The sequence below is a fragment of the Telluria antibiotica genome (genome assembly GCF_011682055.1).
GTDB classification, from domain to species: domain Bacteria; phylum Pseudomonadota; class Gammaproteobacteria; order Burkholderiales; family Burkholderiaceae_D; genus Telluria; species Telluria antibiotica.
Genome location: NZ_JAAQOM010000006.1, coordinates 147,600 through 169,371, shown reverse-complemented (window position 1 = coordinate 169,371; position 21,772 = coordinate 147,600). Strand labels below are relative to the sequence as shown.

The window sequence follows — 21,772 nt, the reverse complement described above, 5'->3', positions numbered from 1 at the left end:
CGCGTCGGCGGCCCGTGAAACGTAAGCATTGAGGAAGAGTTTGTGGCGACTATCAAGGACGTAGCGAAGCTGGCCGGCGTCGGCCTCGGCACCGCGTCGCGCGTGGTGAGCGGGAAGGGATCGGTGTCGCCGGCGACGTTGGCCCGCGTGAAGAAAGCGATCGACGAGCTGGGCTTCCGTCCGTCGCACGCGGCGCGCGCGCTGCTGTCGGGTACGAGCCGCATGGTCGGCGTGTACATCCCGGTGCTGAGCGGAACGTTCTACACTCCGATCCTGCAGATCATCGACACGGAGTTGCGCACGGCCGGTGTCCACATGGTGCTCGCGTTCGGCGTGGGTCTCGGCGACGAGCGCCGCCAGGCCGTCGAGGGCATCGAGTTCCTCGTCGAGCGGGGCTGCGACGGTCTCGTCGTGATGACGAGCGCGCTGCAGGAGGAGGACGTCGCCGCGCTGGGCGCGAAGGCGGGCCAGCTCGTCGCGTTGAACCACAGCTTCGATTCGATGCCGGACCAGTGCTTCACCGTCGACCACACGCTGGGCGGCCGCCTCGCCGCGCGCGCGCTGCTGGACCACAAGCACCGCAAGATCGCCGTCGTCGAAGGCCCGCGCCAACTGGAGGACAACCGCGCCCGCATCGCCGGCTTCATGAGCGAGCTGCGCGACAACGGCATCGACCCGGACAAGGTATGGCGCCTTGAGAGCGACTTTTCGCCCGCGGGCGGCTGGTCCGCGGCCAAGCAGTTGCTCGATTCCGGCTATCCGTGCACGGCGCTGTTCTGCGCGAACGACGAGATGGCCGTGGGCGCGCTGTCGTACTTCCAGGAGGCCGGCATCCGCGTGCCGCACGACCTGTCCGTGCTGGGCTACGACGACACGCCCAGCGCCGAATTTTCCGCGCCGCGCCTGACGTCCGTGCACATGCCGTGGCGCGAGATGACGCAGAACGGCATCAACGCCTTGCTCAACCTGTGCTACGACATGCGCCGGCCCGTCACGCGCGAATTCCCCGTGAGCCTGACGTTGCGGGCGTCGCTGGCCACGGCGCCGAGCGGGAGGCGCAAGGCCGCGTGACACCGCGGCCGCAGCCAGGGCGCGCGTTCGCTTGCGCGCTTTTTTTTGGCGCTTGCATGGAAAGCTTTCCAAATACAATCACAATACACCGACTACGATGACCAACGACGATCTGCTGCAGGGTGCCGCCGGCCCCGAACCCCATGCGCCCCGGCGCGCCAACTTCGGCGCCGATTTCCTGTGGGGCTGCGCCACGTCCTCGTACCAGATCGAGGGCGCGGGTGCCGAAGACGGCCGCGTCGAATCGATCTGGGACCGGTTCGCGGCGACACCCGGCGCGATCCGGGACGGGTCGTCCGGCCACGTCGCGTGCGACCACTACCACCGTTGGCCCGAGGACCTGGACATCGGCCGCGACCTGGGGCTGAACGCCTACCGCTTCTCGATCGCGTGGCCGCGGATCTTCGACGGCACGGGCGGCAGGCCGAACGAAAAAGGCCTCGATTTCTACTCGCGCCTCGTCGACGGCATGCTGGAGCGCGGGCTGCAGCCGTGGGCCACACTGTACCACTGGGACTTGCCGCAATGGCTGCAGGACCGGGGCGGCTGGGCCGCGCGCACCACGGTCGACGCGTTTCTCGACTTCGCCGACGCGATGACGCGCCGGTTGGGCGACCGCGTGTCCCACTGGATCACGCACAACGAGCCATGGTGCACGGCGATCCTCGGCAATTACGAAGGCTGGCACGCGCCAGGGCTCACGGACTTCGGCACGGCGCTGCAGGTGGCACACCACGTGCTGCTATCGCACGGCAAAGCGGTCCCGCTGGTCCGGGCGAATGTGCCCGATGCGAAGGTCGGCATCGCACTGAGCCTCCACCCGCTGCGCCCCGCGAGCACCAGTCCGCGCGACGTCGCGGCGATGGAACGCCACGACGGCCTGCGCTACCGCTGGTTCCTCGACCCGCTGTACGGGCGCGGCTACCCGGCCGCCACGCTCGCGCAAGTGGGCGACGCGGCGCCCGTCGTGCTGCCCGGCGACATGGACGCTATCGCCGCGCCGACGGACTTCCTTGGCGTGAACTACTATTTTCCCGAGACGGTCGCCGACGCGCCCGGCCACGGCCCCCTGGGCACGCGCCTGCTGCCGGCGGAAGGGGAGACGACGGCGCTGGGTTGGCCCGTGGCGCCGCAAGGCCTTGCGGAATTGCTGGCCCGCGTCGACCGCGACTACCGTCCCGGCCCGATGTACGTGACGGAGAACGGGGCGTGCTACGACGACGTCGTCGGTGCTGACGGCGCCGTGCGCGACACCCAGCGGCGGCGCTACCTGATGCGCCACCTGGCTGCGCTGCGCCAGGCCGTCGCGGACGGTGTGCCGGTGAAAGGCTATTTCGCCTGGAGCCTGCTCGACAACTTCGAGTGGTCGGAAGGCTATCTGCGCCGTTTCGGCCTCGTGCACGTGGACTATGCGACGCAACAGCGCCGGCTGAAGGACAGCGCGAAGTGGTATCGCGCGTTCCTGGGGCACGACTGATCCGACCTCCTTTCGCAACGGGTGATTGACAGCGCGGGTGTTTGCATTGAATAATCTGCGAAGGGATTGGAATCGTTTCCAATCGTGACCGCAGATCCATAACGACACCACTGGAGACACCCGCATGACCATCCACCGCACCCGGGCGGCGCACACGCGCATCCCGCTCCGCCTCGCCGCCGCGTGCGCACTGGCGCTGGCCGCCTACGGCACTGCCGCCGCGCCGGCCGCGCCGGCGCTGACCGACTGGCCGCGCCTGCACAGCGCCATCCGTCCGAACGCCGCGCTCGAGGCGCGCGTGCGCGAGATCGTCGCCCACATGACGCTCGCGCAGAAGATCGGCCAGATGACGCAGGCGGAAATCAAGAGCGTGACGCCGGACGACGTCCGCACGTACTACCTCGGATCCGTGCTGAATGGCGGCGGCAGCTGGCCCGGCAACGACAAGCACGCGCACGCCGCCGACTGGTTGAAGCTGGCGGATGCGTACTACGACGCATCGATGGCGACGGACATGGCGATCAATGTGCCGATGATCTGGGGTACCGATGCCGTCCACGGCCACAACAACGTCTACGGCGCCACCATGTTCCCCCACAATATCGGCCTCGGCGCCACGCGCGACGCGGAGCTCGTGAAGGCGATCGGCGCCGCGACGGGCAAGGCCGTGCGCGCGACGGGCATCGCCTGGGCGTTCGGCCCGACCGTCGCCGTCGTGCGCGACGACCGCTGGGGGCGCACGTACGAAAGCTATTCGGAAGACCCGCAGCTCGTGAAGCGTCTGGCCGGGCCATACGTGACAGGGCTGCAGGACACGTTCAAGAGCGACGCCAACGTCATCGCCAGCATCAAGCACTTCATGGCGGACGGCGGCACGGAATTCGGCGTGAACACGGGCGTCGCGAAGGTCGGCGAGCGCGACATGATGAACATCCACGCGCAGGGTTATTACGCCGGTATCGAGGCGGGCGCACAGACCGTCATGGCCTCGTTCAATTCGTGGAACGACGTGGCGGCGGGACGTGACCACGGCAAGGTGCACGGCAGCCGCTACATGCTGACGGACATCCTGAAGGACAAGATGGGCTTCGACGGCTTCGTGGTCACCGACTGGAACGGCATCGGCGAAGTGCCCGGCTGCCGCAACGACAGCTGTGCCCAGGCCATCAACGCCGGCGTCGACATGGTGATGGCGCCCACCGACTGGAAGGCGTTCATCGCCAACACGGTCAAGGACGTCGAGGCCGGACGCATTCCCATGGCGCGTATCGACGACGCCGTCAGCCGCATCGTGCGCGTGAAGCTGCGCGCCGGTGTGTTCGCCAAGCGTCCATCGCAGTCCGCGTGGGCCGGCCGTGACGACGCGCTGCTCGCCAAGGACCTGGGCCGCCGTGCCGTGCGCGAATCGCTGGTGCTGCTGAAAAACGAAGGCCCGGTGCTGCCGCTGGCCGCCGGCAAGCGTGTGCTCGTCGTCGGCAAGGCTGCCGACAGCATGGCCAACCAGACGGGCGGCTGGGCGTTGACGTGGCAGGGCACGGCGAACACGAATGCCGATTTCCCGAAAGCCGACACGATCCTGGCGGGCCTGAAGGCGGCCGGAGCGGACGTCACGTACAGCGCCGACGGCGCGGACGTCGATCCTGCACGGTTCGATGCCGTCATCGCTGTGATCGGCGAAGCGCCGTACGCGGAAGGCGACGGCGACATCGTACCTTCCGGCACGCTGCGCCACACGAGCCGGTACCCGGATGACCTGGCCGTGCTGCAGAAAGTGCACGGCAAGGGCAAGCCGGTGGTGACCGTGTTCCTGTCCGGCCGCCCGCTGTGGGTCAACGACTTGCTGAACTTGTCCGACACGTTCATCGCGGCGTGGCTGCCGGGCACGGAAGGCAAGGGCGTGTCCGACCTGCTCGTCGCGGGCAAGGACGCGAAACCCCATGAATTCACGGGCAAGCTGTCGTTCTCGTGGCCGAAGGGCGTGTGCCAGACGCCGCTGAACGTGGGCGATGTCGGCTATGCCCCGCTGTTCGCCTACGGCTATGGATTGAAGCGCGGCGAGCGCTCGCACCTTGGAATGCTCGACGCCACGTACGCGGCCGGCGGTTGCAGCAGCGCCGATACGTATCCCGTGTTCGGCCCGGCCGACCGCGCCAGCTTCCCGCTGCGCATCGTCAGCGGCACGCAAGCCGCGCCGCTCGGTGCAGACCTGAACGCGGGGGCCAGCCTGCCGGGCATCGCCGTGGCCATCGCGCAGATCAAGACGCAGCAGGATGCGAAGCTCGTCACGTGGACTGCACCGGCGACGTTCGAGGCGCACGGCGCCAAGCCGCTCGCCTTGCCGGCCGCGCTGGCGGACAAAGGTGTGCTGCGCTTCGACACGCTCGTGCAAGGCGCCCCCGCGGCCAAGGTGACGATCGCGATGGCCTGCGGCGGCACGCCTTGTGGCACGCCGCTCGACGCAACCCGCCTGTTCACGCGGCTGGCCGGCAAGGGCCGCCAATCCGTCGCCATTCCGCTGGCCTGCTTCCGCGCGCACGGCGTCGACCTGGCGCGCGTCGACACGCCGCTGCGCGTGACGAGCGAGGGCCCGTTCGCGGCCGCCTTCGGCAACGTCGACGTGACGACGGCGACGGATGCCGTGGCTTGCGAGGACCTGCAATGACCGCGTTCCGCCTGCTGGCCGACATCGGCGGCACGAATGCCCGTTTCGCGCTGCAGGCGCCGGGCGACGGATGCGCCGACATCGAGGTGCTGGCGTGCCGCGACTACGAGCACGTCAAGGACGCGATCGATGCCTACCTCGCCCGCGCCGCCGCGCGCGGGCACGCGACTGACGGCATCCGCCATGCCGCGATCGCCATCGCGAATCCGGTCGAGGGCGACATGGTGAGCATGACGAACCACCACTGGCACTTTTCCATCGTGGCATTGCGGGAGGCCTGCGGGCTCGCCACGCTGCTCGTCGTGAACGATTTCGCGGCGCTGGCGCAAGCCTTGCCGCACCTGGATGCCCGTGGACGCGAACGCATCGGCGGGCTGGATGCCGCAGTGGTCGAAGAGCGTCCGCTGGGCCTCATCGGGCCGGGCACGGGGCTGGGCGTGTCCGGCGTCATGCCTGCGGGCGGCGGGCGCTGGATCGCACTGGCGGGCGAGGGCGGGCACGCGAGCTTCGCGCCCGTCACGCGTACCGAGATGCGCCTGCTGGACGCGCTGTGGGAAGAACACGGCCATGTGTCGGCCGAGCGCCTGCTGTCCGGACCGGGCCTGGAAGCGATCCACCGCGTGCTTGCCGGCGAACGTCTGGCCGCCGCGGACATCTCGGCGCGTGCGCTCGACGGCAGCTGCGCCGCATGCCGCGCGACGGTCGACGCATTCTGCGCGATCCTCGGCAGCGTTGCAGGCAACGTCGCGCTCACGTTGGGCGCGACGGGCGGCATGTACATCGGCGGCGGCGTCGTGCCCCGGCTCGGTCCGCTGTTCCACGCGTCCGCGTTCCGTGAACGCTTCGAAGGCAAGGGCAGGCTGCAGCCTTATCTGGCGCGCATCCCGACCTGGCTCGTCACCGAACCGTATCCCGCACTGCGCGGCGTGGCCGCGCTGCTCGACACCGCAACACGATAACCACAACAAGGAGATTCCATGGCAGCTACCCCCAACCCGTCCGCGACCGTGACGGCGGCACCCACCGCCGGCGCGACGAATACCGGACCACTCGTGATCGTCACGATCCTCTTCTTCATGTGGGGCCTGCTCACGTCGCTGAACGACGTGCTGATTCCGCACCTGAAGGCGATCTACACGCTGAACTACCTGCAGGCGATGCTCGTGCAGTTCTGCTTCTTCGGCGCCTACTTCATCGTGTCGCTCCCGGCTGGCGCCCTCATTCGCCGCCTCGGCTATCAGAAAGGCGCCGTCACGGGCCTGCTGATCGCGGCAGGTGGCTGCGGACTTTTCTACCCGGCCGCGCAGGGCGGCTACGGCCTGTTCCTGTTCGCGTTCTTCGTGCTGGCGGCGGGCATCACGATCCTGCAGGTCGCGGCGAACCCGTACGTGACGGTGCTCGGACCGGCCGCGACGGCATCGAGCCGCCTCACGCTCACGCAGGCCTTCAATTCGCTGGGCACGACGGTGGGCCCGGCGCTGGGCGGCATGCTGATCCTCGCGGGCGCCAGCGCGCTGACGGCGGACCAGGTCGCGGCGCTGGACGCGGCCGGCCAGGCGGCGCACCGCGCGCATGAAGCGGCCACCGTGCAGGGCCCGTACCTCGCGCTGGCGGCGGCGCTCGCGATCCTCGCCGCGCTGTTCGCGCTGGCGCGGCTGCCGCGCATCGACCACGCGGCCGCGGACGACACAGTCGCCGCATCGGCCGGTTCGGCCTTGCAGTACCGCCACCTCGTGCTGGGCGCCGTCGCCATCTTCCTGTACGTGGGCGGTGAAGTCAGCATCGGCAGTTTCCTCGTCAACTTCCTCGGCGAGCCGAACGTGGCCGGGATGACGGCGGCGCGGGCTGCAAGCTACGTCAGCGTGTACTGGGGCGGGGCGCTCATCGGCCGCTTCATCGGCTTTGCCGTGATGCGTGTCGTCAGCCCGGGCAAGGCGCTCGCGTGCAACGCGGTCGCCGCGATCGTGCTCGTGCTGTGCGCCATCCTCGGTCATGGACAGGCAGCGATGTGGGCGATTCTCGCCGTCGGCCTGTGCAACTCCATCATGTTCCCGACGATCTTCAGCATGGCGCTGCACGGCCTCGGACGCCACACGGGCCAGGGTTCCGGCATCCTGTGCATGGCCATCGTGGGCGGCGCCATCGTGCCGTTCGCACAGGGCTGGCTCGCCGACCACGTGGGCGTGCAGCCGTCGTTCTTCATCCCCGTCGCGTGCTACGGCTTCATCCTGTTCTTCGGCCTGAAGTATGCGAACCTGCACCGGCAGGGCGCGACGACCGCTTGACGGTGGCGATGCCGGCGGCTTTGCAGTAAAATGCCGGCATCCCATTGGGGAGTAGCCTGCTTCCGCACCCGGCGGAAGCGCCCGTATCAACATACTCGCCGGCATACAGCCGACGTGGTGCGGGCAGCCGTTTCGGTTGGCAAGACCTTTGGTATGCCTGCGCGTTCATCGGGCCGCGCCGGCATGCCATCGTCATTGCCCGACTGGAACCACAATGAATTTCCTCGCCACCGCCGCACTCGCCCTCGCCATGTCCACGGACGCATTCGCCGTCGCCGTCGGCAAGGGCGCCGCGCTGCAACGTCCCCATCTCCGCGAAGCCCTGCGCACGGGCGCCATCTTCGGCGTCATCGAAGGCCTCACGCCCGTCATCGGCTGGGCGCTGGGGCATTGGGCCGCGCCCTACGTCGAGGCGTGGGATCACTGGATCGCGTTCACCCTGCTCGTGATCCTTGGCCTGCGCATGATCCGCGAGGGCTTGTCCGGCGCGGATGACGAGGACGCGAAACCGACGTCGCATTCTTTCTGGCTGCTCGCGGTGACGGGGTTCGCGACGAGTATCGACGCGCTCGCGGTCGGCGTCGGCCTCGCGTTCATCGACGCGAACATCGTGACGGTGGCCGGTGCCATCGGCTTCTCGACGTTCGTCATGGTCACGCTGGGCGTGATGGTGGGCCGCGGCCTCGGCAAGCTGGTGGGCAAGCGCGCGGAACTCGTGGGCGGCCTCGTTCTGATCGCGATCGGTGCTGCGATCCTCTACGAGCACATCGGACGCGCTTGATCAGCTGTTGGCGGCCGGCGCGGCGAGCGCCGGCTTGCGCTCCATCCAGCGCTGCGTGAGCCAGGCCCGCACCGGTTCGTCGTAGTATTTCAGCAGCAGCCACGCCAGCGCGACGCACGCGGCGAAGGTTGCGGCCGCGACGGGCAGGCCGTCGCGCAAGGAGACGTGGTGTTCGTTGGTCCACGCGGTGTAGGTGTACACGAATGGATAGTGGACGATGTACAGCGGGTACGACAGCCCGCCCAGCGCGGCGCATGCGCGGCCCGTGTGCGCACCCGCGCGTGCGCTCGCGCCCAGCCACACGACGAGCGGGAACAAGACCACGATGCACACCGCCTCGTACAGGCCGTTCATCCACAGGGTCGCCGGGCCACCGATGCGCGGCAACGCCATCGTGGCAAGCAGGATCGCGGCGGCGAGCGGGAAGCCGTAGGCGATGTGGCCCGGACGCACGACGCGCGACAACAGCAGCCCCGCGCAGAACGGATACGCCAGGCGGGTGAAGCCGAGCCGGAACTGGACGGGCTCCAGCGACCAGCCGCCGATGACGTCGCCGTTCGGCCCCGCCACGAGGTAGTGGACGAGCACCGCGCCAGCCAGCAGCGCGAGCACGGCGAGCATGCGGTTCGGCAGGCGGCGCAGCACGAGTGCGTACACCACGTTCGCCACGTATTCGAAGAACAGCGACCACGCGGGCCCGTTCAGCGGATGCATCTCGCCCCAGCCGCGCAGGTCCAGCGCCGGTGGCACCGGCAGCAGCGTCATGCCGACGACCATGATCAGCAATACGCGCCACAGCGGCGTGTCGGCGATCATCGGGAACAGCGTCCCGCCCTGGACGTAGAAGGCGAGGGCGCCGACCAGCATCGCGACGACGATCATCGGATGCAGGCGGATCAGCCTGCGCTGGAAGAATTCGCCCAACGACATGCGCCGCCAGCGGTCGTCGTAGGCATAGCCGATGACGAAGCCGGACAGCAGGAAGAAGAAGTCCACGGCCAGGTAGCCGTGGTTGATCACCTGGGCGAAGCGGTTCGGCGCATGCGCTTCGCACAGGTGGAAGGCGACGACCGTCAGCGCCGCGAAGCCGCGCAGCCCGTCGAGCACGGGATAGTGGCGCCTCGTGTCGGCGAATCCGGCCGCCGCCCCGCTCACGGCTTGCCCGCCGGGCAGTAGCGCTCCACGTACTGCTGGTGCGGCGGCAGCTGGGACGCGGTGCGGCGGACGCCGTTGCGGATGCCGTCCAAAAAGCCGCGCAGCTCGTCGTCGCCCATCAGGTCCGCGCTCGGGTGCCACCGTGAAGGCAGCATGCCCTGGCCCAGCATCACCTGCACCCACGAGTTTTCCGCGAACAGCTCGTTCCCTTCGCGGAACACGCGTCCGCTGTCGCCGAACAGGTCGATGCGGTGCTGCAGGCTCGCGGGCACGGGCATCGTCGCGGCGTCGTGCCAGTACGGCGTGTCGCGGCGGTTCGTGACCTTGTAGTGCAGGATGATGAAGTCGCGGATCGTGCGCAGGTCGTCCTCGGTCTGCGCGTTGAACTCGTCGACGTCGGACTGCTGGATGCCGTGCGTCGGGAACGTCTGCAACAGGCGCACGATGCCGCGCTGGATCAGGTGGATGCTCGTCGATTCGATCGGCTCCAGGAAGCCTGCCGCGAGGCCGAGGCCGATGCAGTTGCCGGCCCAGACGCGCTGGCGCTGGCCCGGCTTGAAGCGGATCACGCGCGGCTCCGTCAACGCCTTGCCCTCGATATTGCCCAGCAGCGCGGCGCGCGCAGTGGCTTCGTCGACGTGGCGACTGGAGAACACGATGCCGTTACCCGTGCGGTGCTGCAGCGGGATGCGCCACTGCCAGCCCCAGTCATGCGCGATCGAGCGCGTCAGGGGCACGGCGGGACCCGTCGATTCCGTCTGCACGGCGATCGCCGTGTCGTTGAACAGCCATTGCGACCAGTCGTCGTACGCGACGCCCATCGTCTGGCCCAGCAGCAGCGAGCGGAAACCCGTGCAGTCGATGAACAGGTCGCCGTCGACGCGCGTGCCGGAGTCCAGCACGAGCGCCGCGATGTGGCCCGTAGCCGGATCCGTGTCGACGCTGGCGATCTTCGCCTCGATGCGCTCGGCGCCGAAGTGCTCGGCGAAGCGGCGCAGGTAGCGCGCGTAACGCGTCGCGTCCAGGTGGTAGGCGTAGTTGATGCCCTGGTTCGGCAGGTGACCGAAACGCTTTTCCTGCGCCGCGACGAGCTCCAGGCAATAGTCGCCGTAGTCGCTCGCGAGGCCGCGGTCGCGGCCCTTCAGCCAGAAATGCTGGAAGCCCGCGGTCCAGTGGTCGGTGCCCGTCATGCCGAACGAGTGGATGTAATCCTCGCCCCGCGCGCGCCAGCCCTCGAAGCTGATGCCCAGCTTGAAGGTGGCCTGCGTGGCGGCCATGAATTCCTGCTCGCCGATGTCGAGCAGGCGGTGGAAATGCACGAGGCTGGGGATCGTCGCCTCGCCCACGCCCACGGTGCCGATGTCGTCCGATTCGACGAGCTTGATGTCGATGACCTTGCCCAGCGTGCGCGCCAGCGCCGCCGCGGCCATCCAGCCTGCGGTGCCGCCGCCCGCGATGACGACGCGGCGGATCGGGCGTCCAAGGCCCGTTTGCTTGTTATTGTCCATGTCTCCTCCTGGCTTTACCTGTTGATGCGACGCAGCAGCTGCCCGCGCAGCACGCGTGCGCCATCCTCGTCGAGCGGCGACAGCGCGTAGCGCGCGTCTTCCGGCAGGTGCGCGAGGGTCGCGGCATCGGGTTCGAAGATGTAGTGGCGGAAGATCTCCTGCCACGCGCGCCGCTGCGCCGGCGGCAGGTCGCGCATCGTCAGCAGCGCGAGCATCAGGGCGTTCGTCGGCGTGTCCATCCAGTCCGGCGACTGGCGCCACCAGTAGTTCACGAGCACGTTGAACGCGGACAGCGCTTCCACGTGGTGCCACCACATCGACGGCACGAACAGCGCGTCGCCCGGGCCCATCTGCGCGACCTGCGCGTGTTCGAGCGCCTCCGCGTAGCGCGGGAAGCGTTCGAAGTCGGGTTCGCGGACGTCGACGAGGCTGATCGCCTGGCCGGCCGGGTTGAAATCGAGTGGCCCGACGTACAGGTTCTTCAGCTGGTCCGGCGGGAACAGCGTGAAGCGACGCTCGCCGACCGCGACGACGGCCAGGTTGTCCGGCAGGTCGTAGTGCGTGGCGACGACGGTGCGGTTGCCGATCCAGATGCTGGCCAGCGCATCGCGCCCGCCCAGGTCGACGTCGTTCGCGGCACGCAGGCCGGGCAGGGCGGTGTCGACCGACGTCGAGCCCACATAGACCGCGCCCGGTTCGGCGCGTCCGCGTTGCACGGCGAGTTCGTCCAGCACCTGGTCGAGCCGCGCCCGCACGCTCTGGAAGTTGAAGCCGGTAATGCCCTCGTTGTAGAAGAAGCGGCCGTCGATCTGCGGCGGGCCGAGCATCGCATTCACGGTCGCGTCACGATAAAACTCGCGCAGGTAGGCGTCCGCCGCTTCCGGAGACTCCCGCCCGGCGCGCACAAGTGGCCAGTCGGTGGCGAGGCCGCGCACGATGTACGGCGCCGTCGCGCGCAGCATCTCGTCCGGCAGGCGGCCGTCGACGGCCGCGACCTCGCGGACGGGTTTAGCGCAGGCTGCCATTGGCGCGGTTCTTCCGTTGGATCAGCGCGCGGAACTGGGCCAGCGACGCGACGGCCATGTAGATCGCCTGCAGATAGCCTTTGGCGTGCAGGGCCGCCAGCTGGTCGGCCGACAGTTGCGCGAGGCGGTCCTCGTTGATCGTGTAGAAGCCGGCCAGGCGGTTCTGCGAGCCGTCGTCCAGTTCCACGTCCAGCACGAACGATTCGATCAGTTCCAGTTCGACGAGCGCGGTGACGAAGGCACGCGATGCGGCCAGGCCGTCGTGGATCGTGCGCAGCACGGAGCTGATGCGCTCCATGTATTCGCTCGTCCCGCCATAGGTCAGGAACAGCGCCTCGCCCTCGATGCCGCCGTCGCGCACGCGCGGGCTGTCCAGGTCGATGTGGACGGACAACTCGTCGCCGCGCCCGATCATGAACGGCTGGCGCTCGACGGTCAGCGGGATCGCGGGGGCGTCCCAGCCGTTCGGGCCGAGGAACAGGTTCTCGCCCTGCTCGAAGCCCAGCAGGGCGATCGCGTCGTAGCTGCCGTTGCCGTCCTGGGCGAAGACGATCGGGTAGCAGGCTTGCAGGTCGCGGAATTCGGCGGGGAAGGTCAGCGCCGACATCACGGCGTCGCCGTATTGCGCGCCGCGGGTGGTCACCACACGCAGGTTCTTGTGGTCGACGTTGTTCAGGGGTGCATGGTTGGCCATCGTTCGTAGTCTCTTCGTTGTCGTTATCGTGGTGGTGCCGGGCGCGGTCGCTAGCCCGCCGGCATGCCGTATTGGCGGATGTGGTCGAGCATCGCGCGGTTCGGGGGAAGCTGCGGCAGCATGCGGGCGGTGAGCCGCGCGGCGTCGCGGAAAAACTGCTCGGCGCGTTCCGGCAGGTCGGACGCACGCTCCGGCAATTCGGGCCGGAAGCCCATCCCGTACAGCACATACTGCCAGCTGGCGGAAGGGAAGATCTCCTCGATGCGCGGGAAGTCGCGCCACGCCGGCGCGCGCGTGCGCCACAGCGCAAGCAATTCGGTCAGGCGCGGCGACCGCGTGCGCCCGCTGCGGTGATCCGTCCAGTAGGCGGAATCCGTGCGCTTCGACAGCACGTAGTGCAGCTTCAGGAAATCGATGATGCGCTCCCACCGATACGTGAACGCATCGTTGAAGCGGGCGGCGACGGCATCCATCTGCGCACGCGTGGCAGGCAGGTCGTCCGCGAGCCAGCCGGCCGACAATTCCACGAGCGCGAGCGCGGACGCTTCCAGCGGCTCGATGAATCCGGCGGACAGGCCCACGGCCACGACGTTGCGCTCCCAGAAGCGCGCGCGGTAGCCCGGGTCGAACGCGATGCGGCGCGGGGCCGGGATGTCGCCGTCGACGCCGGTCGCGGCGAGGTAGGCGCGCACCGTGCGCTCGGCCTCGTCGTCGCCGCAGTGGACGCTGGAATACACATAGCCGACGCCGCGCCGCGTGGGCAGGCCGATGTCCCAGATCCAGCCGCAGGCCTGCGCCGTGGACGTGGTCTGCGACGCGATCGGCGTGTCGGGCGTCGGGTAGGCGACTTGCACGGCGAGCGCGCGGTCGTTGAACAGCACGTCGCGCTGCGACACGAGCGGCACGCCATAATGGCGGCCCAGCAGCAGCGACGCCATGCCCGTGCAGTCGATGAACAGGTCGCCCTCGATGGCGCCCGCTTCGCGCGTGCGCAGCGCGGCGATGTCGCCGTTGTCGAGCGAAACGATGTCGGTGACGTGCGCCTGCACGTGGCGCACGCGCAGCTCGTCGACGCAGTGACGCTGCAGGAACAGGCCGAACTTGCCGGCGTCCAGGTGGTAGCCGTAGTTGGCGACACCTGCGAATTCCGGCGTCTGCGGCTGTTTCGGCGCGCAGCCGGCGCGGCACAGGTGCGGCTGGTAGCTCACGAGGTCCGCGAACGGCGTGTCGCGGTGCGCCCGCTGCCATGCGGCCGCGAGGTTCGCGTCGCCGTGGCCCTGGGGCAGGGAAAAAGGGTGGAAATAGGTATCGTCGGAGCTGCCGTCGACCCAGCCGTCGAAGCGCGAGCCCTGCTTGAACGCAGCGTCGCATTCGCGGAAGAACGCGGCTTCGGAGACGCCGATGCGCTGCAGTGTCTCCCGCATCGACGGCCATGTGCCCTCGCCGACGCCGATCGGGGCCACACCGGGGGACTCCACCAGCGTGACGGACAGGCGCGGATGCTCGGCCGCGAGGACGGCCGCCGTCAGCCAGCCGGCGGACCCGCCGCCGACCACCACGACGTGTTCGATGGGTTTACTCATCACAGCTTCCTTATCTCCGGTGGGCCGCATGAGTCTACCTGAAAATGCTGTATTTGGAACAACTTTTTATACGCTGAAACCGATTGCGGTAGGCTACTCGTCCGCCACGGGACTGCGGCTGCCCCGTGGCGGAACGAAGTACAGGGTACGCTACATCAGAACTTGTAGCGCGCCCCCACCATGTAGCGCGGACCCGACTGCGTCACGTACAGCGCCTGGTGCTGGTCGCGGCCGTGGACGCGATTCGTCGAGTTCGTCAGGTTGATGCCTTCGAACTGCAGGCTCAACTTCGACGTCAGATTGTAGCCCACTGAGAGGTCGAACTGGCCGTACGGTTCCACGTAGTTCGGATTCGGACCGGCGCCGTCGAACGTCGACGACAGGAACTCGCCGCGCCAGTTGTACGCCGCACGCACGTTCCACTTGTCGTTCTCATAGATGCCGACGAGGTTGGCGGAGTTCGACAGGCCGACCAGCGCGAACTGCTCGCCCGTGCTGCCGTTGTCGTAGCGCAGGCCCGAGTGCACGTACGTGTAGTTCGCCGAGACACCGAAGCCGGTGTTGCCGAACATGTGCTGGAGGTTGAATTCCAGGCCGTTCAGGCTCGCCTTCTTCTGGTTCGAGAACGTCGTGATCTGGAAGTGCGCGACCGGATCGCCCGGCTGGCCGACGATGTTGCCGGACGGGTTGCCGCTGCTGTCCACGCCCGTCACCGTCACGCCCGGCGCCGTCGGGTGGTGCGTGAAGATGTAGTTGCGGATGCAGACCGTGTCCGCGCCGCAGCCCGAGGCCGACGCTTCGTTCCACAGCGCGCCGCCGACCGGCGTGTGCAGGTTGAAGGGCGTGGCGTCGACCTTAGACTGGCCTGCGTAGTTCTCCAGGTCCTTGTAGAACGCGTTGACGGAGAAGAAGCTGTTCTGCGCGTAATACCATTCCCACGACAGGTCGAAGTTCTTCGACTTGACGGGCTTCAGCGCCGGGTTGCCCTGCGAACCCGTGCCGCCGTCGATGCGTGCCAGCGTATTCAGGATCTGGCCGCCGGCGATCTGGTCGTAGCGCGGACGGCCGATCGTCTCGCCGTAGCTCGCACGCACCTTCATGTCGTCGCGCAGGTCCATGTCCCAGTCGATCGACGGCAGCAGGTTGTGGTACTTGCCGGTCAAGGTGGTGAACGAGGGCGCGCCGAATTGCACGGGGAATTCGTTCGCGGAGACCATCGTGATCGACGTCGCCGTCGGCACGAGGGCGGTCGAGACGACGTCCGTCTTCTCGTAGCGCACGCCGATCGCCGTGTGCATCGGCAGCGCGGTATCCCAGTCCGAGTTCAGCTGGAGGAACAGGTTCTTCGACTTTTCCTCGGTGCGCTGGTCGGTGTCGAACGTATTCTTCGGCAGGTACTTCTCGGGCATGCCGGACGCTTTCGCCACGGTGTCGCGCACCTGCGCGAAGTTGAAGGTGTAGAACGTGTTGAACAGGTTCGGGTTGCGGCTGCCGGACAACTGGTCGAAGTATTGGCGGACGCTGTCGGCGTGCCACAGGCTGCTCGGGTAGTCGGACGGCTTCGTCGCGCCGCCCCACGAGTCGCGCTGCTGGTTCGAGAACGCGGAGCGGTTCTTGACGTTGACGGCACCGACACCGAAGTTCAGGTTCGATGCTTCCAGCACGCGCAAGCGGCCCTTGAACTGGACCTGGCTCACGTCGCCCTTCATGTAGCCATTCTGGAACACGGAGCCCGTGACCTGCTGCGGCGCGTTGACGAAGTCGGCGCCCTTGATCGACAGGACGGGGAAGTCTTCCGTGAAGTCGGCCGTCGTGTCGCCGCGCGAGAAGCTCGCCGTGCCCAGCGTGTTGTTGGAGCCGAACGGGCTGTCCGCCTTCGATTCCGCGGTCGAGTGGTGCGCGTCCAGTTCCAGCTTCAGGTCGCGCGTGGCGCGCCACTGCGTGTTGAAGCCGAGCGACTTGTTCTGCGTCTTGGTGGCGAAGTTCGCGCCGCCCATCGCGATGTCGCTGTTCCCGGACGGGATGAATTCCGTGTAGACGAGCGGCGCGGCGACCGGGCCATTGGTCCACGTCGACGCGGACGGGCCGAAGTTGAACCACGCGGAGACGTCGTTGCGCTTCGTCTGCAGCTTGTTTTCCGAGTACGTGTAGTCGAGGGTCGTCGTCAGCTCTTTCACCGGCTGCCATTGCAAAGTGAGCTGGCCGTTGGTGCGCTGGCGCTTCACGCCCGTCATGCTGTAGTTGAGGTTCTGCGGCACCTCGTAGATGTCGGTCGGCTTCGGATGGTTGACGACGTTCTGCGAACCCGGCGCGCCGGCGTTCGGAATCGTGCCCCAGTTGTTCTCGTCGCCGCGGAACGGACCGCGCCACCCGTTGCTCACGGACGCCTGGTTGAAGCCCAGGTTGCGCTCCTGGTAGCTGGCGGAGACGCCCAGGCCCCAGTGGCCATCTTTCGACGTCGTCGAATAGATGCCCGAGAATTCAGGCGTCGTCGATGAGCTGGCCTTCTCGTCGCCCGGCAGCTTGTTGTTCGACGTGTCGTGCACGGCCTTGATGCCGATGCTCGAGTAGGTGCCAAGCTTGTCCAGCGGACGCGCCGTGATCACGTTGACGGTGGCGCCGATGCCGCCTGCCGGGTTCTCGGCACGGCTCGTCTTGTAGACCTGCAGCTGCGAGATCGCTTCCGACGCCAGGTTCGAGAAGTCGAACGAGCGGCCGTTCAGGTCGCCGAGGTTCGACGTCGGCATCTGGCGGCCGTTCAGCAGCACCATGTTGAAGTCGGGACCCACGCCGCGCACCGTGATCTTCTGGCCTTCACCGTTCACGCGGTCGATCGACACGCCCGAGATGCGCTGCAGCGATTCGGCGAGGTTCGTGTCGGGGAATTTGCCGATGTCCTCGGCGACGATGCCGTCGACGATGCCGTCCGACTGGCGCTTCAGGTTCAACGACGAGGCCATCGACTGGCGCAGGCCCGTCACGACGACTTGCTGGACGGCCGTGGTGGGGATGTCGCCGCCGCGGCTGTCCTCGGTGGTCGCTTGCTGGGCGTAGGCGGGGATGAAGGCGGCGCAGGCGCTCGCCACGGCCAGAGTGATCAGTTTTGGGTGTGCCTTGGGGTAATGCATGGGGTCTCCTGTGTTTTTATCTGTGTGTACTTCGGCGCTCGCGCACGGGTCGTTCTCAAATCCGTCTTTCCTCCTCGTTATTTCCGCTTCCAATCACATGGAAACGTTTCCATATCGTGCTTGAATCTTATGGTCAGAAGAAACTATTGTCAACGGATTGTTCTGTTGTCCGCCACTGCGATGCGCGCAGCGCGTGCCGTCCGCGCAACACCTGTCACCGCAGGCGCCCTCGCGAATGACGACGCCGGAGTCGGGCACAGGGCGGGCGTCCCGTTTGACACCGAAAAAATGGCGATGCTATATTGGAAACGGATTGGTAGCGTTTCCATTTTCAAGCCGTCTCGCGCCAGGTCCGCAAAGGAGAAAAAATGACAACGCGCAGGATCGCGGCCGTGCTAGCCGCGGCATGGATGTCCGTGGCGGGTGCGGCCCAGGTGTCCCCAGCGCCGGCGGCGCCGCCCGGCTGGGTGCTCGATTGGAGCGACGAATTCGAAGGCCATGTGCTGGACCGCACGACATGGGTGCCGGAGACCGGAGGCAACGGCTGGGGCAACGACGAACTGGAGTTCTACACGACGCGGCCGGAAAACCTGCGCGTGGACGGCGGCAACCTCGTCATCGAAGCGCGCCGCGAGGACTATGGCGGCCGTCATTACACGTCGGCCCGCATCAAGACGGCCGGCAAGGTCGAGCGCACGTTCGGCCGCTACGAGGCGCGCATCAGGATTCCGCGCGGGCAGGGCATCTGGCCCGCGTTCTGGCTGCTCGGCGCGAACGTCGACAAGGCCGGCTGGCCCCGCTGCGGCGAGATCGACGTCATGGAAAACATCGGGCGCGAGCCGGGCACCATCCACGGGACCATCCACGGCCCGGGCTACAGCGGCGACCACGGCATCGGCAAGCCGTCCGTCCTGGAGCGGGGCACGTATGCCGACGGCTTCCATGTCTATGCCGTCGAATGGGAACCGCGCGAGATCCGCTGGTACCGCGACGGCATCCTGTACCACACGGCGCGGGCCGATAGCGTCAAAGGCGACTGGGTGTTCGAACACCCGTTCTTCGTGATCCTGAACCTGGCCGTCGGCGGTGGGTGGCCCGGCAATCCGGACGCCACGACCGCGTTCCCGCAGCAGATGCTCGTCGACTACGTGCGCGTGTACCGCCGCGCGCAATGACGGGCGCGCCCGGCGCTTTTTGCGCAGGCATGGCATCATGACGGGTTGTGGCGCCGCGCGGGGCGGTGCCGGCGGGTCGTGGAGGATGCATGCGGTTGGGGAGATGGTGGGCGCTGGGCGTGGCGGCTTGGACGATGGCGGGCTGCGCGCCCCCGCTGCGACCCCTGCAATCGCTGTCCGACCCCGAGGTGCAGCGCGTCATGCGGCGCGAGCAGGTACAGGGCCTGGCGCTGGCGACGATCGAGAATGGCCAGGTCGCGCGCGTGCGCGTGTTCGGCACGCGCAACGCGGCGCTTGGCCAGCCACTGACGCCTGACACGGTGATGTCCGGCGCGTCGCTCACGAAGACCGCGTTCGCGTACATGGTGCTGCAGCTGGCCGACGAGGGCAAACTCGATCTCGATGCGCCCGTCACGAAGCTGCTGCCGCAACCCCTGCCCGCGTACCACGTGCGCCCGTTCGACTTTTCCGACCTCGCCGGCGACCCGCGCTGGCAGGCGCTCACGCCGCGCATGCTGCTCGCGCACAGCGGCGGCTTCGCGAACTTCCGGTGGCTCGAACCGGACGGCCGCCTGCACATCCACTTCGATCCCGGCTCGCGCTATGCGTATTCGGGCGAGGGCTACTCGCTGCTGCAGCTGATCGTCGAGCGGGGCCTGGGCCTGGACGTGGGCCAGGAGATGCAGCACCGCGTCTTCGACCGCTTCGGCATGCGCAACACGAGCATGCACTGGCGGCCCGACTTTGCCGAGAACGTGGCGGACGGCTACGGCTTCGACGGCGCCATGCAGCCGCACGAGCGGCGCTACCGCGTGCGCGCGGCCGGGTCGATGGACACGACGATCGCCGACCAGGCCAAGCTGTGGGCGGGCATCATGCGCGGCGACGGCCTGCGCCCGGACACGCGCGCCGCCCTCGCGACGGGCTGGCTCCCCATCACCTCGCGCCACCAGTTCCCCACCTTGGCCGGCGGCGACGTCGCGTGGCCCCAGAAGCTGGCGGCGGGCCTGGGTGTCGTCACGTTCGAGGACCGCTCGGGGACGGGTTGGTTCAAGGGCGGCCATGACGACACGACGGCCAACTTCGTGTTGTGCATGGAGACGGGCCAGCGCTGCGTCGTGATGCTGTCGAACGACGTGCGCGCCGAGCGCCTGTACCCGGAACTGGGCCGGCAGGCGCTGGGTCCCGACGACATGCCGTGGAGCTGGGAATACGACTGGATGGACGCGCCCTGACGGCAGGCGAACCGCGCGCGGGCCGGCAGGAATCGGCAGCGCGCGTTACACTTGCTGTTTTGCCCGGAGCGCAGGATTGACTTCACCGCCTTTGCCCAGCCCAGTGCTCGACCGTTCCCGCCTTGACGTCGCGGCGCACCCCGCGATGCCCACGTGGCTGATGCTCCTGATCGCCGCCGCATGCGGCCTGATCGTCGCGAACCTGTATTACGTGCAGCCGCTCGTTGGCCCGATTCGCGAAGCTCTCGGCCTGCCGGCCGGCGCCGCGGGGCTGCTCGTCACGCTCACGCAGATCGGCTATTGCGCGGGTCTGCTGCTCGTCGTGCCGCTGGGCGACCTGCTGGAAAACCGCCGCCTCGTGCTGGCCCTCGTGGGCCTGCTCGTGCTGGCGCTCGTGGCGGCGCCGTTCGTTCCGCTGCTCGCCCATCCGGCGCCCGTATTCCTCGCCTGCGCCTTGTTGATCGGCTTCGGCGCCGTCGCCGTGCAGGTGCTCGTGCCGTATGCGTCGCACATGGCGCCCGAACACGTGCGCGGACGCGTCGTCGGCAACGTCGTCAGCGGGCTGATGTTCGGGATCATGCTGGCCCGCCCCGTCGCCAGCTTCGTCACGCACATGTGGTCGTGGCAGGCCGTGTACTGGCTGTCGGCCGTGTTGATGGTGGGGCTCGCGCTCGTGCTGCGCGTGCTGCTGCCGCCGCGCCGGCCGCATTCGGCGCTCGCGTATCCCGCGCTGCTCGCATCGATGCGGGGCCTCGTACGCGACCTGCCCGTGCTGCGCCGGCGCGCCATCTACCAGGCCGGCATGTTCGGCGCGTTCAGCGTGTTCTGGACCGTGACGCCGTTGCTGCTCGCGAGCCCGGCCTACGGCATGAACCAGCGCGACATCGCTTGGTTCGCGCTGGCCGGCGTCGCGGGCGCGATCGCGGCGCCGATCTCCGGCCGCGTGGCGGACCGCGGCTGGACCCGTCCGGCGACGGCGTTCTGCATGGCGCTCGGCCTGTTGTCGTTCGTGCCGACGTTGCACGCGGCCGCGGGCGGCACGACTAACCTGTGCCTGCTCGTGGCGGCGGCCGTCGCGCTGGACTTCGCGGTATCGGGCAACCTCGTGCTGGGGCAGCGAGCGATCTATGCGCTGGGCGCGGAAGTGCGCGGGCGCGTCAACGGCTTGTACATGGCGACCTTCTTCCTGGGCGGCGCGACGGGATCGGCGCTCGGGGCGTGGAGTTTCGCGCACGGCGGCTGGCAGGCCGCGTGCGCCGTGGGGATGGGATTGATCGGGGCGGTGCTGCTCGTCTTCCTGACCGAGCGGCGCGCCTGATCAGTGCGACGTCTTGAGCATCGCCGGATACCCGACGTCCTCGGTTGCCTTCTTGAGGTCGGCAAGGGTGGCACGCGCGTCGTCGTAGACGATGATGGCTTCGCGCTTCGCGTAGCTGACCTGGACCTTCGACACACCCGGCACTTTCGACAGCGCCGTCTTGATGGTGATGGGACAGGTGGCGCAGTCCATCGTCGGCACGGTGAGCTGCACGGTCTGCTGCTTGGCCGCGGCGAACGGGGCGGCGGCGAGCAGCGCGAGGAGGGCGAGGGTGCGGGTTGGAGTCATGATGGCGGTCCTCAATAGAACAACGGGGCGATCAGCGGAAAGCCCAGCAACAGCGCGACGAACAGTACGCAGGCGATGAACACGCGGCGCAGCAGGGGACGGGTCGTCGCGCAAGCGCCGTCCGCGATGTCGCAGGCCCGCGCCGGGCGGAACACGAGCCAGCCCGCCCACGCCAGCGCGCCGAGCGTCAGGGCGATGGCATAGGGCGTGACGGGCTTCATGGCCTGCAGGTTGGCCATCCACGCCCCCGTCACGCCGGCCAGCACGAGCGCGAGCGGCAGCACGCAGCAGGTGGACGCGAGCAGCGACGCCAGTACGGCGACGGCGATCAGCCTGCCGGCCTTGCGGTCGGTACTATCGACGGGTTGACGGGCGAGCGTGGGCATG

At 68.2% G+C, this 21,772-nt stretch carries 17 protein-coding genes and 1 riboswitch; of the genes, 9 read left to right on the top strand and 8 right to left on the bottom strand.

The features are described 5' to 3' along the window. Positions 1 to 42 precede the first annotated feature (42 nt). The 6 genes from HAV22_RS11835 to mntP all read left to right on the top strand — a co-directional run bounded on the left by HAV22_RS11835 (position 43) and on the right by mntP (position 8,276). A complete protein-coding gene (locus tag HAV22_RS11835) occupies positions 43 to 1,071 on the top strand; it encodes a LacI family DNA-binding transcriptional regulator (RefSeq protein ID WP_166859276.1) in 1,029 nt (342 codons plus the stop codon). A gap of 97 nt (positions 1,072 to 1,168) precedes the next feature. Next, the gene (locus HAV22_RS11830; RefSeq protein WP_166859275.1) at positions 1,169 to 2,548 is read left to right on the top strand and encodes a GH1 family beta-glucosidase; all 1,380 of its coding nucleotides are present in this window, start codon (positions 1,169 to 1,171) and stop codon (positions 2,546 to 2,548) included. 124 nt (positions 2,549 to 2,672) lie between these two features. Further along, complete coding sequence (locus HAV22_RS11825) at positions 2,673 to 5,210, top strand: glycoside hydrolase family 3 protein (protein ID WP_166859274.1); 2,538 nt, start codon at positions 2,673 to 2,675, stop codon at positions 5,208 to 5,210. Then, a complete protein-coding gene (locus HAV22_RS11820) occupies positions 5,207 to 6,169 on the top strand; it encodes a glucokinase (protein WP_166859273.1) in 963 nt (320 codons plus the stop codon). The genes HAV22_RS11825 and HAV22_RS11820 overlap by 4 nt, the downstream gene beginning before the upstream one ends. Before the next feature lie 18 nt (positions 6,170 to 6,187). Continuing rightward, entirely contained in the window at positions 6,188 to 7,495 is a 1,308-nt protein-coding gene (locus HAV22_RS11815) for a sugar MFS transporter (RefSeq protein ID WP_166859272.1), read from the top strand. Between the two features lie 33 nt (positions 7,496 to 7,528). Further along, positions 7,529 to 7,705, top strand: a riboswitch (yybP-ykoY riboswitch). Positions 7,706 to 7,709: 4 nt separating this feature from the next. Next, a complete protein-coding gene (mntP, locus tag HAV22_RS11810) occupies positions 7,710 to 8,276 on the top strand; it encodes a manganese efflux pump MntP (RefSeq protein ID WP_166859271.1) in 567 nt (188 codons plus the stop codon). Here the strand turns inward: mntP and HAV22_RS11805 are convergent, their stop codons facing one another. The 6 genes from HAV22_RS11805 to HAV22_RS11780 all read right to left on the bottom strand — a co-directional run bounded on the left by HAV22_RS11805 (position 8,277) and on the right by HAV22_RS11780 (position 17,369). After that, positions 8,277 to 9,431 carry an acyltransferase family protein gene (locus HAV22_RS11805; RefSeq protein ID WP_166859270.1) on the bottom strand — a complete coding sequence of 385 codons (1,155 nt, stop codon included), beginning with the start codon at positions 9,429 to 9,431 and terminating at the stop codon, positions 8,277 to 8,279. It lies immediately after the preceding gene. Continuing rightward, positions 9,428 to 10,939 carry a tryptophan halogenase family protein gene (locus tag HAV22_RS11800; protein WP_166859269.1) on the bottom strand — a complete coding sequence of 504 codons (1,512 nt, stop codon included), beginning with the start codon at positions 10,937 to 10,939 and terminating at the stop codon, positions 9,428 to 9,430. Before HAV22_RS11800 ends, HAV22_RS11805 begins: the two co-directional genes overlap by 4 nt. 14 nt (positions 10,940 to 10,953) lie before the next feature. Then, entirely contained in the window at positions 10,954 to 11,964 is a 1,011-nt protein-coding gene (locus HAV22_RS11795) for a cupin-like domain-containing protein (RefSeq protein WP_166859268.1), read from the bottom strand. Further along, positions 11,948 to 12,658 (bottom strand): SapC family protein, encoded by a 711-nt coding sequence (locus HAV22_RS11790; RefSeq protein ID WP_166859267.1) that lies wholly within the window; start codon positions 12,656 to 12,658, stop codon positions 11,948 to 11,950. The genes HAV22_RS11795 and HAV22_RS11790 overlap by 17 nt, the downstream gene beginning before the upstream one ends. Positions 12,659 to 12,708: 50 nt before the next feature. Beyond that, positions 12,709 to 14,241: a tryptophan halogenase family protein gene (locus tag HAV22_RS11785; RefSeq protein ID WP_208296155.1), complete on the bottom strand. Its 1,533-nt coding sequence runs from the start codon at positions 14,239 to 14,241 to the stop codon at positions 12,709 to 12,711. A gap of 155 nt (positions 14,242 to 14,396) precedes the next feature. After that, a complete protein-coding gene (locus HAV22_RS11780) occupies positions 14,397 to 17,369 on the bottom strand; it encodes a TonB-dependent receptor (RefSeq protein WP_166859265.1) in 2,973 nt (990 codons plus the stop codon). A 368-nt stretch (positions 17,370 to 17,737) separates the two neighbouring features. Between HAV22_RS11780 and HAV22_RS11775 the strand changes: the two genes are divergently transcribed. From HAV22_RS11775 to HAV22_RS11765, 3 genes are all read left to right on the top strand, one after another. Then, the gene (locus HAV22_RS11775) at positions 17,738 to 18,544 is read left to right on the top strand and encodes a glycoside hydrolase family 16 protein (RefSeq protein WP_166859264.1); all 807 of its coding nucleotides are present in this window, start codon (positions 17,738 to 17,740) and stop codon (positions 18,542 to 18,544) included. A gap of 89 nt (positions 18,545 to 18,633) precedes the next feature. Beyond that, entirely contained in the window at positions 18,634 to 19,779 is a 1,146-nt protein-coding gene (locus HAV22_RS11770) for a serine hydrolase domain-containing protein (RefSeq protein ID WP_166859263.1), read from the top strand. 103 nt (positions 19,780 to 19,882) lie between these two features. Further along, positions 19,883 to 21,097: an MFS transporter gene (locus HAV22_RS11765; RefSeq protein WP_371869617.1), complete on the top strand. Its 1,215-nt coding sequence runs from the start codon at positions 19,883 to 19,885 to the stop codon at positions 21,095 to 21,097. Here HAV22_RS11765 and merP read toward each other — a convergent pair whose 3' ends face one another. Together merP and HAV22_RS11755 are read right to left on the bottom strand one after the other, a co-directional pair. Continuing rightward, positions 21,098 to 21,385, bottom strand: coding sequence for a mercury resistance system periplasmic binding protein MerP (gene merP / locus HAV22_RS11760; RefSeq protein ID WP_166859262.1), 288 nt, complete (start codon positions 21,383 to 21,385; stop codon positions 21,098 to 21,100). Between the two features lie 11 nt (positions 21,386 to 21,396). Continuing rightward, entirely contained in the window at positions 21,397 to 21,771 is a 375-nt protein-coding gene (locus HAV22_RS11755) for a mercuric transporter MerT family protein (RefSeq protein ID WP_166859261.1), read from the bottom strand. Position 21,772 lies beyond the last annotated feature (1 nt).